We start from the raw sequence: 17314 nt of genomic DNA, 5'->3' as shown, positions 1-17314 counted from the left end.
TTGCGACTAATATGTTCAAAGCCACCCACTCATCTCGAAAAGGCATACCTGGTGCTTTCAACCCGTCAACTGCGCTACTTCGTGGAAATCGCCGACAGCGGCAGTTTCAGCGCCGCCGCCGAACGCCTGTTCATCGCGCAATCGGCGCTGAGCCGGCAGATCAAGGACATGGAAGCGCGTCTGCAAACCCCGCTGTTCGAACGCACCGCACGCCAGCCCCGGCTGACCGCCGCTGGCGAGGCTTTTTTGCCTCGGGCCAGAAACCTGCTCAATGAGCTGAGCAAAGCCAGCGCGATGGCCACCGAAGTCGGCAACGGTCAACTGGGCACTTTGCGCCTGAGTCATTCCAGCACCGTATCGATCAGCGGGCATTTATTGGGTCGGATCAGCACCTATCTCGATCAGCAGCAAGGCGTATCGCTGGACATTGGCAAGCTGTCCTCCGAAGCGCAGCTTGAGGAACTCGCTGAAGGACGCCTCGACATTGGCCTGTTGCGCCTGCCGGTGCTGCGTCAGCGCGAAGGCATTCAGCTTGTGCCGCTGTTCACCGAGCGCCTGCTGCTGGCGGTGCCGAACGATCATCGATTAGCCGACTCACCCACTGTCAAACTGGCGCAACTGAGAGACGAAGCATTCATCTCGATCCCGCATCCACAGCGCGGCGGCCTCAGCTATCTGTGTGCCGACCTGTGCATGCGCCAGGGCTTTTTCCCCAAAGCAGCGCGGGTGATGTCGCGCAAAACTACGCAGTTGCAGTTGATCCAGGCTGGATTCGGCATCGCCCTGCTGCCCGAATCAATGCAGGACATCGCCCCCGGCGGCGTACGATTTCTACCGCTGAGCGATCCCGATTGCCAAAGCACCGTCGCCCTCGCCCATCGCCAGAATCCCACGCCACTGGTTCAACACATCATCCAGACCTTCACAAATCCCCTGTAGGAGCTGACGAGTGAAACGAGGCTGCGATCTTTTGATCTTTCTCATACAGATCAAGATCAAAAGATCGCAGCCTTCGGCAGCTCCTACAGGGATTCGTGTATTGCGTCGGAAATTAGCTTTAAACTGCGCCCCATGATTAAAGATCCCTTTGCAAGACTTGGCCTGGACCGTGAAGTCCTGACCGTCAGCCAGCTCAACGGCCGCGCGCGGGTGTTGCTCGAAGACGTATTCAGCAATATCTGGGTCGAAGGCGAAATCTCCAACCTCGCCCGCCCGGCGTCCGGCCACGTGTACTTCACCCTCAAGGACAGCGGTGCGCAGGTGCGTTGCGCACTGTTTCGCAATAATGCGGCGCGGGTGCGTCAGGTATTGAAGGACGGCCTGGCCGTGAAAGTGCGCGGCAAAGTCTCGCTGTTCGAAGGCCGTGGCGACTATCAGCTGATTCTCGATACCGTGGAGCCGGCCGGTGACGGCGCGCTGCGCCTGGCCTTCGACGCACTGAAGGAAAAGCTCAGCGCCGAAGGTCTGTTCAGTGCGGAACGCAAAGTGCCCCTGCCGGCGCATCCGCAACGCATCGGCATCATCAGTTCGCCGACCGGCGCGGTGATTCGCGACATCATCAGCGTGTTCCGCCGCCGGGCGCCGCAGGTGCAACTGACGCTGATCCCGACTGCCGTGCAGGGTCGTGAAGCCACCGCGCAAATCGTCCGTGCGCTGAAAATGGCTGACGCCCGGGGTTTCGACGCACTGATCCTCGCCCGTGGCGGCGGTTCGCTGGAAGACCTCTGGTGCTTCAACGAAGAAGCCGTGGCCCGCGCGGTCGATGCCTGCGTGACGCCGATTGTCAGCGCCGTCGGGCATGAAACCGATGTGTCGATCAGTGACTTCGTGGCTGACGTGCGCGCCCCAACGCCCTCCGCCGCCGCCGAACTGCTGGCCCCGGATTCGAGCCACCTGACCCGTCAGGTGGAAAGCCTGCACCGGCGTCTGGTGATGCGCATGCGCGACCGGCTGATGCGCGATCGTCTGCGCCTGGAAGGCATGGCCCGCCGTCTGCGCCACCCCGGCGAACGCCTGCGCCAGCAAGCGCAACGCCTGGATGACCTGGACATGCGCATGCGCCGGGCTTTCGAGCGCCAACTGAATACCCGCCGCGAACGTCTGATCCGTCTGGAAACCCGCCTCGCCGGGCAGCATCCGGGTCGGCAACTGGCGATGCTGCGCCAACGCCTCGACAGCCTCGCCGAACGCCTGCCGCGCGCCATGCGCGAAGGCCTGAAAAACCGTCGCCTGCAACTGCACAGCCAGATGCAGACGCTGCATGTGGTCAGTCCGCTGGCGACCCTCGGCCGTGGCTACAGCATTCTGCTCGATGAGCGCGGGCACGCGATCCGTAATGCCGCGCAGACCCAAACCGGCCAGCGCCTGAAAGCAAAACTGGGCGAAGGCGAACTGCAAGTGCGCGTCGAGGACAACCACCTGACGCCTGTCACCCTCTCTTTACTGGACTGATCCATGCCGCGTTTTCTTGCTCCGTTATTGTTGCTGTGCCTGACCTCTTTCAATGCCCACGCCGACAGTTACATCACCCGTCTGTTGAACAAACCGGTGCCGGGCGGTGTGGCGGTGGTCGATCTGGGTAGCGCCGCGCAGGCACCAAAAGCCACCTATCAGGGCAAACCGGTGCTGGTGGTGAAAGAACAGAACAACTGGCTGGCGATTGTCGGCGTGCCGCTGACGGTCAAACCCGGCAGTCAGCAGATCAGCAGCGGTGGGCGCAATCTGCCGTTCACCGTCGGCAACAAGAAATACCCGGAGCAGCACATCACCCTGAAGAACACCCAACAGGTCAATCCGAACCCGGCGAACCTCAAGCGCATCGAGGGCGAACTGGCCGAGCAGATCAAGGCGTACCGCAGCTTCAGCCCGAACACCCCGAGCAACCTGCTGCTGGACAAACCGGTCAACGGGCCGCTGTCGAGCAAGTTCGGTGTGCGCCGTTTCTTCAATGGCGAAGAGCGCAACCCCCATGCCGGCCTCGACTTTGCGGTGCCGGCCGGCACGCCGATCAAAACCCCGGCAGCGGGCAAAGTGATTCTGACCGGCAACTATTTCTTCAACGGCAACACGGTGTTTGTCGATCACGGACAGGGCTTTATCAGCATGTTCTGCCACATGTCGAAAATCGACGTGAAGGTCGGCGATCAACTGGCCCGTGGCGCGGTGGTTGGCAAGGTCGGCTCGACCGGCCGGGCGACCGGGCCGCACATGCACTGGAACATCAGCTTGAACGATGCGCGGGTGGATCCGGCGATTTTCATTGGGGCATTCCAGCCCTGAATTTGGTGTTGAGGCCACGGGCCTCTTCGCGGGCAAGCCTGCTCCCACAGGTTTTTCGGGTGTACATAATATTCGTGTGCGACACGGACACTGTGGGAGCGGGCTTGCCCGCGAATGCGGTCTACCCAATCCGAAAATATTGCTGACACCCGACCAACATCAATTGCGCCCCAATCTAACCTCACGCAAACATCAATAAGAACCACCGACTTAAACGCAATAAAATTCTGCAAAATCCGGTATTTCGAGTATTCCTCTCAATTTTTTTCGACTGCTTGCCATCCTCTCCCCTCGCGGTTAGGGTTGAAGGCATGAAAACCTCTCACACCCTTATTCAGCTTCGCCAGCACCGTAGTCTGTGCCTCGTCAGCGCACGACTGCCGGGCTGAATCGCTGCGCCTCGTCCCAAGCGTTTTCCCGAACATTCGTTCCACCGGCAGGCCGCCTCTTTTCGGCCCAGACAATAAGGAATTTCCCGATGAGCATGCTCAAAGACCCGTCTTCGAAATACCGCGCGTTCCCCGTCATCAATCTGCCGGATCGCACCTGGCCGTCGAAAACCATCGATGCCGCGCCGATCTGGTGCAGCTCCGACCTGCGTGACGGCAACCAGTCGCTGATCGAGCCGATGGACGCGGTGAAGAAGCTGCGCTTCTGGAAAACCCTCGTGCAGGTTGGCGTGAAGGAAATCGAAGCCTCGTTCCCGGCCGCTTCGCAAACCGACTTCGACTTCGTGCGTACCCTGATCGAAGAAGGCCACATCCCGGACGACACCACCATTCAGGTGCTGACCCAGGGCCGTGAAGACCTGATCGAGCGGACTTTCGAATCCCTGCGCGGGGCGAAGAAAGCCATCGTTCACCTGTACAACGCCACCTCGCCTTCCTTCCGTCGTATCGTCTTCAATCAGGACAAGGACGGCATCAAGGCCATCGCAGTCAACGCCGCCAAGCTGTTCGTCAAATACGCAGCCATGCAGCCGGACACCGAGTGGACCTTCGAATACTCGCCGGAAACCTTCAGCGCCACCGAACTGGAATTTGCCAAGGAAGTCTGTGACGCAGTGATCGAGGTCTGGAACCCGACGCCCGAGCACAAGATGATCCTCAACCTGCCGGCGACCGTTGAATGCGCGACCCCGAACGTCTACGCCGACCAGATCGAATGGTTCGGCCGTAACATCAACCGTCGGGACAGCGTGATCATCAGCCTGCACACCCACAACGACCGTGGCACCGGCGTCGCCGCTACCGAGCTGGGCCTGATGGCCGGCGCGGATCGCGTCGAAGGCTGCCTGTTCGGCAACGGCGAGCGCACCGGTAACGTCGACCTCGTTACTGTGGCACTGAACATGTACACCCAGGGCGTTGACCCTGAGCTGGACTTCTCCGACATCGACGGCGTGCGCAAAGTCGTCGAAGAGTGCAACCAGATCCAGGTGCACCCGCGTCACCCGTACGTCGGCGACCTGGTGCACACCGCATTCTCCGGCTCGCACCAGGACGCGATCCGCAAGGGCTTCGCCCAGCAGAAACCGGATACCCTGTGGGAAGTGCCGTACCTGCCGATCGACCCGGCCGACATCGGTCGCAGCTACGAGGCGGTGATTCGTGTGAACAGCCAGTCGGGCAAGGGCGGCATCGCCTACCTGCTGGAGCAGGAATACGGCATCAGCCTGCCGCGTCGCATGCAGATCGAATTCAGCCAGGTGGTGCAGCGGGAAACCGATCGCCTCGGCCTGGAAATGACCGCCAAGCAGATCCACTCGCTGTTGATCAGCGAATACCTGCAAGCCAACACCCCGTACGCGCTGGTCAGCCATCGTCTGCAGGAAGAGAACGGCAACAGCGCCGTCGAAGTGGAAGTGGCGAGCAAGGGTCAGGGCGAAACCAACCTGCACTGGCGCGGCAAGGGCAACGGCGCGCTGGAAGCCCTGGTGGCCGGTCTGCCAATTCCAGTGGAAATCATGGACTACAACGAACACGCGATCGGCGCGGGCACCAACGCCAAGGCAGCGGCCTACATCGAGCTGCGTGTGAATGGCGAACGTGCGGTGCACGGCGTGGGTATCGATGAAAACATCACCACCGCCAGCTTCAAGGCGCTGTTCAGTGCGCTGAACCGCTCGTTGAGCCAGCCTGAGGCGAAAGCGGCTTAAGCCTTCGCTGAAATGAAAAGGCCCCGGAGTGTGGACTCTGGGGCCTTTTTGTTTAGATCAAAAGATCGCAGCCTTCGGCAGCTCCTACATCGGGACAGCGTACCTCCTGTAGGAGCTGCCGCAGGCTGCGATCTTTGGCTTTTCAGGTGAACTCGAAAGTATCCGCATCCAGATTCGCCGGAAAACGCTCGCGATACGCCGCCAATGGTGCGGCTTCCAGCACAACCTTGAACACGCCGTCCGCCTCCCCCGCCGCCAGCAACGTCTCGCCCTGGAAATCCAGCACCTGACTGTCGCCGGTATAGGCAAAGCCCTTGCCGTCGGTGCCGATCCGGTTCACCGCCGCCACATAACACAGGTTTTCAATCGCCCGCGCCGGCAACAAGCGGTTCCAGTGCAGACGCCGTGCACCCGGCCAGTTGGCGGTGTACAGCAGCAGATCGGTGTCCTGTGCGTCGCGACTCCACACCGGGAAACGCAGGTCGTAGCAAATCAGCGGCCGAATCCGCCAACCCTTGAGCTCAAACTGCACCTGGCGCTCGCCGGGGGTGTAGTGATTGTGTTCGCCAGCCATGCGAAACAGGTGGCGCTTGTCGTAATGCCAGACTTCGCCGTCCGGGCGTGCCCACAGCAAGCGATTGCGATGGCTGCCGTCCGCCGCCTGAATGATCACGCTGCCGGTGATCACTGCATTGAGCTTCGCGGCCTGCGTCTTCATCCACTTGCTGGTCGGGCCGTGCTCGGCTTCGGCGAGGGTTTCCGATTCCATGGAGAAACCGGTGGTGAACATCTCCGGCAGGATGATCAGGTCTGCGCCCCGGGCCTGCTCCAGCAGCACCTCGAAGTGCTCGAGGTTGGCCTGACGGTCATGCCAGGCCAGGCTGGTCTGGATCAGCGCCAGATTAAGATCGGGCAATGCACTCAGATCACGCATAGTTTTGCCGCTGCTTCGCGCAGCGTCTCCTCGCGTTTGGCGAAGCACAGGCGCACCAGGCGCTGGCCTTCGGGTGGATTCTGATAGAACACCGACACCGGAATGCTCGCCACGCCATGTTCGCGGGTCATCCAGATCGCCATGTCGACGTCGTTCAAGTCAGGACGGATCTGCGAGTAGTCGACCAACTGGAAATACGTGCCGGTGACGCGGGTAAAGGTGAAGCGCGACGACGCCAGCAAATCGCAGAACAGGTCGCGCTTGGCCTGATAGAAACCCGGAAGCTCTTCAACGTGTTCCGGGTGTTCGGCCATGTAATCGGCCAAGGCGTATTGCAGCGGTGTGACACCGCAGAAACTGACGTACTGGTGCACCTTTCGCAGCTCGGCGGTCAGCGCCGGTGGCGCCACCACGTAGCCGGTTTTCCAGCCCGTCACGTGGTAAGTCTTGCCGAACGAGCTGACCACAAATGCGCGCTGGTACAGCTCTTCGTGAGCCAACACGCTGACATGCGGCACACCGTCGAACACCAGGTGTTCGTACACCTCGTCGCTGATCAGGTAGATGTCCCGACCCCGGATCAACTCCGCCAGTTGATCCAGTTCGGCACGGCTGATCAGCGCACCGCTCGGGTTGTGCGGGGTGTTGATGACGATCATTTTCGTGCGCGGGCTGAGGGCCGCCGCGAGCTTGTCGAAATCGATGGAGAAATCATCCGGGTTCAACTGCACATGCACGCAGCGACCGCCCGCCAACTGCGTCGCCGGGTCATAGCTGTCGTAGCACGGGTCGAACACAATGACTTCGTCGCCGCTGTGGATAACCGCCTGAATTGCACAGAAGATCGCCTGGGTCGCGCCCGGCGTCACGGTCACTTCGCTGTCGGCATCGACTTTCACGCCATAACTGCGGGCGATTTTCGCCGCGATCTGCTCGCGCAGCGCCGGCAGGCCGGTCATCGGTGAATATTGATTGTGGCCGCTGGCGATATGCCGACCGACCGCGTCACGCAGGGACTGCGGGCCGTCGAAATCAGGAAAACCCTGGGACAGGTTGATCGCTCCGGTCTGCGCCGCGAGCTGAGACATCTGCGTGAAAATAGTGATGCCGACATTCGGCAGCTTACTGGTGATCATCGAGGGGTTCCCTGCTCTACACCCGGCTCTGACGACGGCGCGGGAGAGCCCGAGAATAGCCCATCCGGCGCCCATAAAAAAAGGGCGCTCAACTGAGCACCCTTCTTTATCGCCGAACCCTGTAGGAGCTGCCGCAGGCTGCGATCTTTTGATCTTGCCTTCAAAGCAAAGTCAAAAGATCGCAGGCTTCGCCAGCTCCTACAGAAGCGGTTGAGCATTCCTACAACCTGATCACTTCTTGTCGCGGCGCTTCTTGCTGGCTTTCTTGTTGTGCGACATCAAGCGACGCTTCTTGTTGACCTGGCGGTCGGTCAGCGTGTTCTTGTTGCCTTCGTACGGGTTCTCGCCACCTTTGAACTCGATGCGGATCGGCGTACCGACCAGCTTCAGCACACGGCGGTAAGTGTTCTCCAGATAGCGCACATACGACTTCGGCACTTTCTCGATCTGGTTACCGTGGATCACGATGATCGGCGGGTTCGCGCCACCCAAGTGAGCGTAACGCAGCTTGATCCGGCGGCTGTTGACCATCGGCGGCTGGTGCTCGCTGACCGCGTCTTCGAGAATCTGCGTCAGGCGGCTGGTCGGCCAACGGGTGACCGCGGACTTGAACGAGTTCTGCACCGAGGCGTAGAGGTTGCCCACGCCTGTACCGTGCAGCGCCGAGATGAAGTGAATATCGGCGAAGTCGACAAAGAACAGACGACGCTGCAGCTCGACCTTGACGTAGTCGCGCTCGCTCGGGGTCATGCCGTCCCATTTGTTGATCGCGATCACCAGCGCACGACCTGCTTCAAGGGCGAAGCCCAGCAGGTTGAGGTCGTGATCGACCACGCCTTCGCGGGCGTCCATCACGAAGATCACCACGTTGGCGTCTTTGATCGCCTGCAGGGTTTTGACCACGGAGAATTTTTCGACTTCTTCGTGAATCTTGCCGCGCTTGCGCACACCGGCGGTGTCGATCAGCGTGTACTTCTCGTCGTTACGCTCGAACGGGATGTAGATACTGTCGCGGGTAGTGCCGGGCTGGTCGTAGACGATGACGCGGTCTTCACCGAGCATGCGGTTGACCAGGGTCGACTTGCCGACGTTCGGACGGCCGATGATGGCGATCTTGATCCCGTCTTTTTCGCTCGGGCCAGGAATGCGCTTGGCTTCCTCGCCTTCGGCGACGATCTCTTCCTCTTCGCCTTCCTGCGGCTCGTCTTCGTCACGCGGGAAATCGCTCAGTGCCGCTTCCAGCAGTTGAGTGATACCACGCCCATGAGCACCGGCGATCGGGATCGCGTGGCCCATGCCCAGCGGGGCGAATTCAGCGCGGGCCATTTCCGGGTCGATGTTGTCGACCTTGTTGGCAACCACGTGGGAACGCTTGTTACGCTTGCGCAAGTGTTCGGCGATCATCTGGTCGGCGGCGGTGAAACCGGCCTTGGCATCTACCAGAAACAGCACAACATCCGCTTCTTCAATGGCCAGCAGCGACTGCTCGGCCATTTTTTCGTCCATACCGTGTTCGTCACCGGAGATACCGCCGGTGTCGATCAGAATGTAGGAACGCCCTTGCCACTTGGCCTCACCGTACTGGCGATCACGGGTCAGACCGGACAAGTCGCCAACGATGGCGTCACGCGTCCTGGTCAGGCGGTTGAACAAGGTGGATTTGCCGACGTTCGGTCGGCCCACCAGGGCGATTACGGGAACCATGCGGCTCTCCACTTCGTTATTTCAGAAAATACAAAAGCCGCTGCGAGGCAGCGGCTGGTGCTCGGGGCAACGCCGGTTAGCGCTGCAAGCCCCGGAAATCCGGGGCCGCTTGGGGGTTAACCCCAAGCATAGTTGTTACTTGATGGTCAGGGCTTCCAGTTTGCCGCTGTTGCCATACACATAGATCGTGTTGCCCACCACCAGCGGACGGGCACGCAGGCCGTCACTGTCGATACGCTCACGACCCACAAAACGACCGTCCACCTGGCTCAACAGGTGCAGGTAACCTTCCAGGTCACCGACGGCTACGTAGCTGGAGAACACTTCCGGAGCCGACAGTTGGCGGCGAGCCAGCGAGTCGTTGCTCCACAGCGCGGTGGTCGAACGCTCGTCAACGCCTTCAACGGTGCCCGAAGACAGGCTCACGTAGACGTTGCCGAAACCTTGGGCGACACCGGCATAGCTCGACGCATCGCGCTGCCAGAGTTGACGGCCGCTTTGCAGATCGAGTGCCGCGACGCGGCCCTGATAGCTGGCTACGTACAGCGTTTCGCCGGACAGCAGCAGACCGCCGTCGATGTCGACCACGCGCTCCAGTTCCGAACGACCGGTTGGAATCGCAACGCGCTGCTCCCAGACCGGCACGCCGTTGGAAATGTCCAGGGCAACCACTTTACCGGTCGACAGGCCAGCCACCGCGAGGCGGTTGGTCACGACGGGTGCGCTGGTGCCGCGCAGGGTCAGGACCGCAGGGGTACTGTCGTAGGTCCAGCGACGGTTGCCGGTGGCCGCATCCAGGCCGATCAGGCGATCGTCCTGAGTCTGGACCACTACGACGTCACCGTTGTTGGCCGGCGGAGCGAGGACTTCGCTGGAAACCCGGGCGCGCCACTTCTCTTCGCCGTTGATGGCGTCGAGGGCAACGATTTCACCCTTGAGGGTACCGATCGTGACCAGACCGTAACCTACGCCAACGGCGCCGGAGACAGGCAGTTCAAGATCCTTTTTCCACTTCACGTCGCCATTGCTGCGATCCATGGCCATCAGCACGCCGGTCACATCGGCCGCGTAGATGGTGTCACCATCGATCGCCGGCACCAGCATGTTGTAGGTTTCGCCCTGACCGTCACCGATCGAACGGCTCCACTGCTTTTGCAGAACCACTTCTTCTTTGAAGTCGGTCAGCTCGGCCGGTGGCAGTTCTTTTTTGCTGTTGCTGCTGCAACCCGCGGCCAGAATGGCCAGAGCCAGCAATGCTGCATGCTTCCAACGGATCACGTCACGCATCCCCTTTGGCCAGGTCGTCGAGCTTGATTTGAAGGCCACCGACTGCCGCTTCATCCGACAGTGCCGCCTTGGCTTTTTGATACGCGGTGTTCGCCTCGTCGGTACGACCCAGCTGAACCAGCAGATCACCCTTGAGTTCTTCGCGAGTGGCCAGGAACGCCTTGTCGGCATCGCCGTCGAGCAGCTTCAGGGCTTCGTCGGCCTTGTTCTGCGCACCCAGCACCTGCGCCAGACGCTGACGGGCGATTTCGCCCAGCGCCGGGTTGGCCGGTTTGGCAACGATGGCTTTGAGTTCAGTCGCAGCGTCGTCCAGCTTGCCGCTGTCGACCGCTACTTTGGCCACGAACAGGCTGCCGTACTGCGCGTACGCGGTGCCGCCGAATTCGCTGTTGAGCTTGCCGGCCAGATCCGCAACGCGGGCAGCGTCAGGCTTGCCGTCTGGGGTCAGCGTGGTTTCCAGCAGTTGCTGATAGAGCACCGAGGCGCCTTGCGACTGGTTGCTCTGATACTTGTGAAAAGCCTGCCAGCCGAACACGATGACCAGCGCCAACAGGCCGCCGGTGACCAGAGGTTTGCCGTTGCGTGTCCACCAGTCCTTCAAATCCGCCAACTGTTCGTCTTCGGTACTCGACACCCCAATACTCCTTAATCGCTAAATCGGCTGTTTAGACAGCTTCAACCCTGCACGACGCAGGTGGCCAGGTGAGCGGCGAGCGCATCCCAGGCAATGCTTTGTTGTTCACCCTGGCCACGCAGGGGTTTGAAACCTACCACTTGCTGGGCCATTTCGTCGTCACCCAGGATCAGTGCATACAGCGCACCGCTCTTGTCGGCTTTCTTGAACTGGCTTTTGAAGCTGCCGGCGCCGGCATTGACTTGCAGACGCAGGTTTGGAAGCTGGTCACGTACACGCTCGGCCAGGGCCAGACCGGCCAGTTCGGCTTGCTCGCCAAAGGCGCAGAGGTACACGTCGACCTGACGGGAGATTTCTTCCGGGATCTGCTCCAGGGTTTCGAGCATCAACACCAGACGCTCGATGCCCATGGCGAAACCCACGCCGGTAGTCGGCTTGCCGCCCATCTGCTCGACCAGACCGTCGTAACGACCGCCCGCGCAGACCGTGCCCTGGGCGCCGAGCTTGTCGGTGACCCATTCGAATACGGTTTTGCTGTAGTAATCGAGGCCGCGCACCAGTTTCGGGTTGAGCACGTACGGGATGCCAACCGCGTCCAGACGCGCCTTCAGACCTTCGAAGTGCGCACGGGATTCGTCGTCCAGGTAGTCGGCCATCTTCGGCGCATCGACCAGTACCGCCTGAGTGTCGGCATTTTTGGTGTCGAGCACGCGCAGCGGGTTGGTTTTCAGGCGACGCTGGCTGTCTTCGTCGAGCTTGTCGTGGTGCGCCGAGAGGTACTCGACCAGCGCTTCACGATAGCGACCACGGGATTCGCTGGTGCCCAGGCTGTTGAGCTCGAGCTTGACCGCATCACGGATACCCAGCTCGCCCCACAGGCGCCAGGTCATGATGATCAGCTCGGCATCGATGTCCGGACCGTCGAGGTTGAACACCTCCAGACCGATCTGGTGGAACTGGCGATAACGGCCTTTCTGCGGACGCTCGTGGCGGAACATCGGGCCGATGTACCAGAGTTTCTGCACCTGGCCACCGCCGGTGATGCCGTGCTCGAGCACCGCACGCACGCACGCCGCAGTGCCTTCCGGACGCAGGGTCAGGGAATCGCCGTTGCGGTCTTCGAAGGTGTACATCTCTTTTTCGACGATGTCGGTCACTTCACCGATCGAGCGCTTGAACAGCTCGGTGAATTCGACGATCGGCATGCGGATCTGCTTGTAACCGTAGTTATCCAGCAGACGCGCGACAGTGCCCTCGAAATAACGCCACAGCGGGGTCTGTTCGGGCAGGATGTCGTTCATGCCACGAATGGCTTGCAGAGACTTGCTCACTTTAAATCCTTAAATTCGTTCGGCTTTCGGTCAGGCTCAGCCGCGCGCGATGACCGCTGCGTCAGCTTCGACCTTCTCGGCCGCCTTCTCGCGGATCAGCTTTTCCAGCTCATCCACCAGATTGTCATTCGTCAGTTTCTGCGACGGCTTGCCGTCGATGTAAATCAGGTTTGGCGTGCCGCCGGTCAAGCCGATATGGGCTTCCTTGGCTTCGCCGGGGCCGTTGACCACGCAACCGATCACCGCGACATCCAGCGGCACCAGCAGGTCTTCAAGGCGCCCTTCCAGCTCGTTCATGGTCTTGACCACATCGAAGTTCTGCCGCGAGCAGCTCGGGCAGGCGATGAAGTTGATGCCACGGGAACGCAAATGCAAAGACTTGAGAATGTCGTAACCGACCTTCACTTCCTCGACCGGATCGGCAGCCAGCGAGATGCGGATAGTATCGCCAATCCCCTCGGCGAGCAGCATACCTAGGCCCACGGCGGATTTCACTGTGCCCGAACGCAAACCACCGGCTTCGGTGATGCCCAGGTGCAGCGGCTGGACGATTTCTTTCGCCAGCAGACGGTAGGCTTCGACGGCCATGAACACGTCGGAAGCTTTCACGCTGACCTTGAAGTCCTGGAAATTCAGGCGCTCGAGGTGCTCGACGTGACGCAGCGCGGACTCGACCAGTGCCGCCGGAGTAGGTTCGCCGTATTTCTTCTGCAGGTCTTTTTCCAGGGAACCGGCGTTGACGCCGATGCGGATCGGAATCCCGCGATCACGGGCGGCATCGACCACGGCGCGCACCCGGTCTTCACGACCGATGTTGCCCGGGTTGATGCGCAGGCAGTCCACACCCAGTTCGGCGACGCGCAGCGCGATCTTGTAGTCGAAGTGGATGTCGGCAACCAGTGGCACTTTGACCAGTTGCTTGATCCTGCCGAACGCCTCGGCGGCGTCCATGTCCGGTACCGAAACGCGGACGATGTCGACGCCGGCGGCTTCCAGACGATTGATCTGCGCGACGGTGGCGGCAACATCATTGGTGTCGCTGTTGGTCATGCTCTGCACAGCGATAGGCGCATCGCCGCCAACAGGCACGTTACCGACCCAGATCTTGCGCGAAACGCGACGTTTGATTGGAGATTCGCCGTGCATGACTTATTGACCCAACTTCAGGCGAGCAGTCTCGCCACTGGTGAACGGAGCGATATCGACCGGTTGGCCGTTGTAGCTGACCTGTGCGGCGCGAGCCACACCCAAGCGCACCGCCAGTGGCGGTTTGCCGGAAACCGAAACGCTGTCGCCTTTATGTTTCAGACCGCTGAACAGCACCTTGCCGCGACCGTCGGTCACCTGTGCCCAGCAATCAGCGCTGAACTGCAGTTGCACCTGGCCGTCGCCGGCCGCTGGAACAGCTGCTTCGGCGCTTGGCGCAGGGGTGGCCGCGACCACTGGAGCGGTGACGGTCGGCGCGGGTGTGGCGGGAACGTTTGGTGCAGGGGTGGCCGGGTTGGCGACAACCGGGGCCGGCGTGTGAGCCGGGGCGGCTGGCGTAGTCGCGGCCGGGGCGGCTGGAGCGGTTGCCGGAGCGGCAGGCTCGGCACCGGTCGATTCAGCGGTGGTTTCCGCTTGTGGCAGCGCCAGAGCCGTCGCGCCCTCGGCCTGACCTTCGGCCACGGCCTGGTCTTCCGGCTCGTCGATCGGGTGAATCTGCGTGGTGCCGTCGGCGCCTTCGACTTCAACGTGCTCCGGGGCCAGGCTGGTCACTTCCTTGTTGCGCAGCGAGGTCTGATCCTGCCACCAGACGAAACCGCCGCCAATGACCGCAATCAGCAACAACAGGCTGACGATGCGCAGAATAGTGTGGGAAACCCGCACAGGCTCCTCGATACGACCCAGCGCATGCACATTGCTGCCCTGGGAGTCGGTGCCGGTGGACTGGTCGAATTGCTGGACCAGAACGGTCTGGTCCATGCCGAGCAACTTGGCATAGGCGCGAATGTAACCGCGAGCGAAGGTATGCCCCGGCAGCTTGTCGAAAGCGCCGGCTTCAAGATTGCTCAGGGAAGTCACGGTGAGGTTGAGCTTGAGGGCCACTTCGGCCAGCGACCAGCCATTGCTTTCGCGGGCCTGGCGCAAAGTCTCACCGGGATTAACGCGAGTCGCTGCTACAACTTCGGGATGCGCCGCTTTCATCATTGCTCCGACAGGTATTGCTGATATTCCGGCGTACCGGGATAGAGTCGTTTTAATTGCAGGCCATAACTGGCGGCCTTGTCGCGATCTTCAAACACTTTTGCCAGCCGAACGCCGAGCAATAGACTACGTGCATTTTGCTCGGTTAGCAGGCTGAAACGGTCGTAATAGTCACGCGCGGGCACATAATGCCTGTCTTCGAAGGACAACTCAGCCATTTCCAGCAAAGCGCGCGGTTGTTGACGGTTCAGCCGCAGGGCTTTTTCCAGTTGCTGCTGCGCCAGATCCCGCTGCCCGAGCTTTGAAGCGGTCATGCCGAGGTTCTCGAAGACTCGAGAACGCTCAGGATACAGGGTATCGGCGGCTGCCTGCTCAAAACGCTCGTAGGCTTCCTTGTAACGCTGTTCTTCGTAGAGAAAACTGCCGTAGTTATTGAGGATTCGTGCATCGGTGGGACGCGAGGCCAGGGCTTTGCGGAAATGTTCGTCGGCCAGCTTCGGCTCCATTTCGGCCTGGAACACGAGGCCGAGGGCGGCGTTGGCATCAGGATCGGAGCCGTCCAGCTCCAGCGCCTTCTTCAGCGGCACCTTGGCGCGCTCGGTCATCCCTTGCTGCAAGTATCCCAGTCCCAGCTGCACGTAGGCGGCACGCGCTTCGTCGCGGCCCTTGCTGGTCTTCATCGGGTTGTAGTCACCCGACAGGACACAACCAGCACACAGGCTGGCCATCAGCAACAGCAGCGCAAAGCGCAGGGACATAGAGATCCTCTCTTAGTTAGTGTTCGCGGCGTTCTGTGCCAGATCGCTGTCGGCGCTCAACTCGCGCACGGCGATGTAACGTTCGCTGCGACGGGTGCGATCCAGCACCTGCCCTACCAATTGACCGCATGCCGCGTCGATGTCCTCACCACGGGTGGTGCGCACAGTGACGTTGAAACCGGCCTGATGCAACTGATCCTGGAACCGACGAATGGCGTTGTTGCTCGGCCGCTCGTAACCGGAATGCGGGAACGGGTTGAACGGAATCAGGTTGATCTTGCACGGAATGTCTTTGAGCAGCTCGATCATTTCCACCGCATGCTCAAGCTTGTCGTTGACGTCCTTGAGCAAGGTGTACTCGATGGTCAGCACACGTTTCTCGCCCAGGGCGGACATGTAGCGCTGGCACGACTCGAGCAGCATCTTAAGCGGATATTTCTTGTTGATCGGCACCAATTGGTTACGCAATGCGTCATTCGGTGCGTGCAGGGACAACGCCAGGGAGACGTCGATGTGCTTGGCCAGCTCATCGATCATCGGCACCACACCCGACGTGGACAGGGTCACGCGGCGCTTGGAGATCCCGTAGCCCAGGTCATCCATCATCAGATGCATGGCGGCCACGACGTTGTCGAAGTTCAGCAGCGGTTCGCCCATGCCCATCATCACCACGTTGGTGATGGCGCGGTCGATGGTGGCGGGAACACTGCCGAAGGATTTGTTGGCAATCCACACCTGACCGATGACTTCGGCGGCGGTGAGGTTGCTGTTGAAGCCTTGCTTGCCGGTGGAGCAGAAACTGCAGTCCAGGGCACAGCCTGCCTGGGACGAAACGCACAGAGTGCCGCGTTTGCCCTGGGGAATGTAGACGGTCTCGACACAGCTGCCGGACGCCACGCGCACCACCCACTTACGGGTGCCGTCGCTGGAAATGTCCTCGCTGACCACTTCGGGACCACGGACTTCAGCAATAGCCTTGAGCTTGTCGCGCAAGGCCTTGCTGACGTTCGTCATGGCGTCGAAATCATCGACGCCAAAGTGGTGAATCCATTTCATTACCTGACCGGCACGGAAACGCTTCTCCCCGATTGAGTCGAAGAATTTTTCCATTTCCGGCTGGGTCAGACCCAGCAGGTTTGTTTTAACAGTCGATGTAGTCATGGATTCACCTTCACTCTTCAAGCAATGCTTAGCGAGTGGTTACTTCAGTAGCTGCGAAGAAGTACGAGATTTCGCGAGCAGCAGCGGCTTCGGAGTCCGAACCGTGAACGGCGTTGGCGTCGATCGACTCGGCGAAGTCAGCACGGATGGTGCCGGCAGCAGCTTCTTTAGGGTTGGTAGCGCCCATCAGCTCACGGTTGCGAGCGATAGCGTTTTCGCCTTCCAGAACCTGAACAACAACCGGGCCGGAGATCATGAACGCAACCAGGTCACCGAAGAAACCGCGCTCTTTGTGCTCAGCGTAGAAGCCTTCAGCTTCGGCTTTGGACAGCTGCTTCATTTTCGAAGCAACCACTTTCAGACCAGCCTTTTCGAAACGGGTAACGATTTCGCCGGCAGCGCCTTTAGCAACGGCGTCAGGCTTGATGATGGAGAAAGTACGTTGAACAGCCATGGTGTAACTCCAGAAACGGTAATTTGCGAAAAATTAAACCCGCGAATTATACGCGGGTTCTTGGGTATTGCCTAACCTGCGAGACGATCAGTCCAATTCTGCGGCCCAAAGCTCCTGAACCCTTTCCAGTACCTTCTCGCCAACGCGGCCAGAAGTCTTATCGAAGTCAGGCAGTTCCTCGATCATATGCTGCAGACGGACGAAACCTACAGAGTACGGATCGAGCCCCTCGTGGGCCTCGGCCAGCTCTTCTGCAATACGTTGAACATCATTCCAACCGTAGCTCATGAC

General features: G+C 60.5%; 16 protein-coding genes. 4 read left to right on the top strand and 12 right to left on the bottom strand.

Features of this window, described 5'->3' with window-relative positions; translation table 11 throughout:
* The first annotated feature begins 51 nt into the window (after positions 1-51).
* The 4 genes from ACU680_RS01015 (at position 52) to leuA (ending at position 5437) form a co-directional block, all read left to right on the top strand.
* A complete protein-coding gene (locus tag ACU680_RS01015) occupies positions 52-939 on the top strand; it encodes a LysR family transcriptional regulator (RefSeq protein ID WP_448178417.1) in 888 nt (295 codons plus the stop codon).
* Between the two features lie 132 nt (positions 940-1071).
* Positions 1072-2451 carry an exodeoxyribonuclease VII large subunit gene (gene xseA / locus ACU680_RS01010; RefSeq protein ID WP_448178416.1) on the top strand — a complete coding sequence of 460 codons (1380 nt, stop codon included), beginning with the start codon at positions 1072-1074 and terminating at the stop codon, positions 2449-2451.
* 3 nt (positions 2452-2454) lie between these two features.
* Positions 2455-3279 carry a peptidoglycan DD-metalloendopeptidase family protein gene (locus ACU680_RS01005; protein WP_448178415.1) on the top strand — a complete coding sequence of 275 codons (825 nt, stop codon included), beginning with the start codon at positions 2455-2457 and terminating at the stop codon, positions 3277-3279.
* Between the two features lie 478 nt (positions 3280-3757).
* The gene (leuA, locus tag ACU680_RS01000) at positions 3758-5437 is read left to right on the top strand and encodes a 2-isopropylmalate synthase (protein ID WP_027612129.1); all 1680 of its coding nucleotides are present in this window, start codon (positions 3758-3760) and stop codon (positions 5435-5437) included.
* A 142-nt stretch (positions 5438-5579) separates the two neighbouring features.
* Here leuA and ACU680_RS00995 read toward each other — a convergent pair whose 3' ends face one another.
* The 12 genes from ACU680_RS00995 to iscX all read right to left on the bottom strand — a co-directional run bounded on the left by ACU680_RS00995 (position 5580) and on the right by iscX (position 17311).
* Complete coding sequence (locus tag ACU680_RS00995) at positions 5580-6371, bottom strand: amidohydrolase (RefSeq protein ID WP_448178414.1); 792 nt, start codon at positions 6369-6371, stop codon at positions 5580-5582.
* Positions 6359-7507, bottom strand: coding sequence for a pyridoxal phosphate-dependent aminotransferase (locus ACU680_RS00990; protein WP_448178413.1), 1149 nt, complete (start codon positions 7505-7507; stop codon positions 6359-6361). Before ACU680_RS00990 ends, ACU680_RS00995 begins: the two co-directional genes overlap by 13 nt.
* A 231-nt stretch (positions 7508-7738) precedes the next feature.
* Positions 7739-9211, bottom strand: a complete 1473-nt coding sequence (gene der / locus ACU680_RS00985; RefSeq protein ID WP_003227884.1) for a ribosome biogenesis GTPase Der — start codon at positions 9209-9211, stop codon at positions 7739-7741.
* Positions 9212-9346: 135 nt separating this feature from the next.
* Positions 9347-10498 carry an outer membrane protein assembly factor BamB gene (gene bamB, locus ACU680_RS00980; protein ID WP_247842103.1) on the bottom strand — a complete coding sequence of 384 codons (1152 nt, stop codon included), beginning with the start codon at positions 10496-10498 and terminating at the stop codon, positions 9347-9349.
* The gene (locus tag ACU680_RS00975; RefSeq protein ID WP_007964436.1) at positions 10491-11132 is read right to left on the bottom strand and encodes a tetratricopeptide repeat protein; all 642 of its coding nucleotides are present in this window, start codon (positions 11130-11132) and stop codon (positions 10491-10493) included. Before ACU680_RS00975 ends, bamB begins: the two co-directional genes overlap by 8 nt.
* A 41-nt stretch (positions 11133-11173) precedes the next feature.
* Complete coding sequence (gene hisS, locus ACU680_RS00970) at positions 11174-12463, bottom strand: histidine--tRNA ligase (protein ID WP_007964435.1); 1290 nt, start codon at positions 12461-12463, stop codon at positions 11174-11176.
* Between the two features lie 36 nt (positions 12464-12499).
* On the bottom strand, positions 12500-13609 hold the full coding sequence (gene ispG / locus ACU680_RS00965; RefSeq protein WP_007964434.1) for a flavodoxin-dependent (E)-4-hydroxy-3-methylbut-2-enyl-diphosphate synthase: 1110 nt from the start codon (positions 13607-13609) through the stop codon (positions 12500-12502).
* Between the two features lie 3 nt (positions 13610-13612).
* On the bottom strand, positions 13613-14650 hold the full coding sequence (locus tag ACU680_RS00960; RefSeq protein WP_448178412.1) for a RodZ domain-containing protein: 1038 nt from the start codon (positions 14648-14650) through the stop codon (positions 13613-13615).
* Positions 14650-15408 (bottom strand): type IV pilus biogenesis/stability protein PilW, encoded by a 759-nt coding sequence (gene pilW, locus ACU680_RS00955; protein WP_123588542.1) that lies wholly within the window; start codon positions 15406-15408, stop codon positions 14650-14652. The genes ACU680_RS00960 and pilW overlap by 1 nt, the downstream gene beginning before the upstream one ends.
* Positions 15409-15420: 12 nt before the next feature.
* Entirely contained in the window at positions 15421-16569 is a 1149-nt protein-coding gene (rlmN, locus tag ACU680_RS00950) for a dual-specificity RNA methyltransferase RlmN (protein WP_003227893.1), read from the bottom strand.
* Between the two features lie 28 nt (positions 16570-16597).
* Entirely contained in the window at positions 16598-17023 is a 426-nt protein-coding gene (gene ndk / locus ACU680_RS00945) for a nucleoside-diphosphate kinase (protein WP_003227894.1), read from the bottom strand.
* Positions 17024-17110: 87 nt separating this feature from the next.
* Positions 17111-17311 carry a Fe-S cluster assembly protein IscX gene (iscX, locus tag ACU680_RS00940; RefSeq protein ID WP_103520545.1) on the bottom strand — a complete coding sequence of 67 codons (201 nt, stop codon included), beginning with the start codon at positions 17309-17311 and terminating at the stop codon, positions 17111-17113.
* Between the last annotated feature and the right edge of the window lie 3 nt (positions 17312-17314).

The organism is Pseudomonas sp. LF020 (assembly GCF_053456425.1).
The sequence above is the reverse complement of the archived record's forward strand: the minus strand, read 5'-3'. Positions and strand labels throughout refer to the sequence as shown.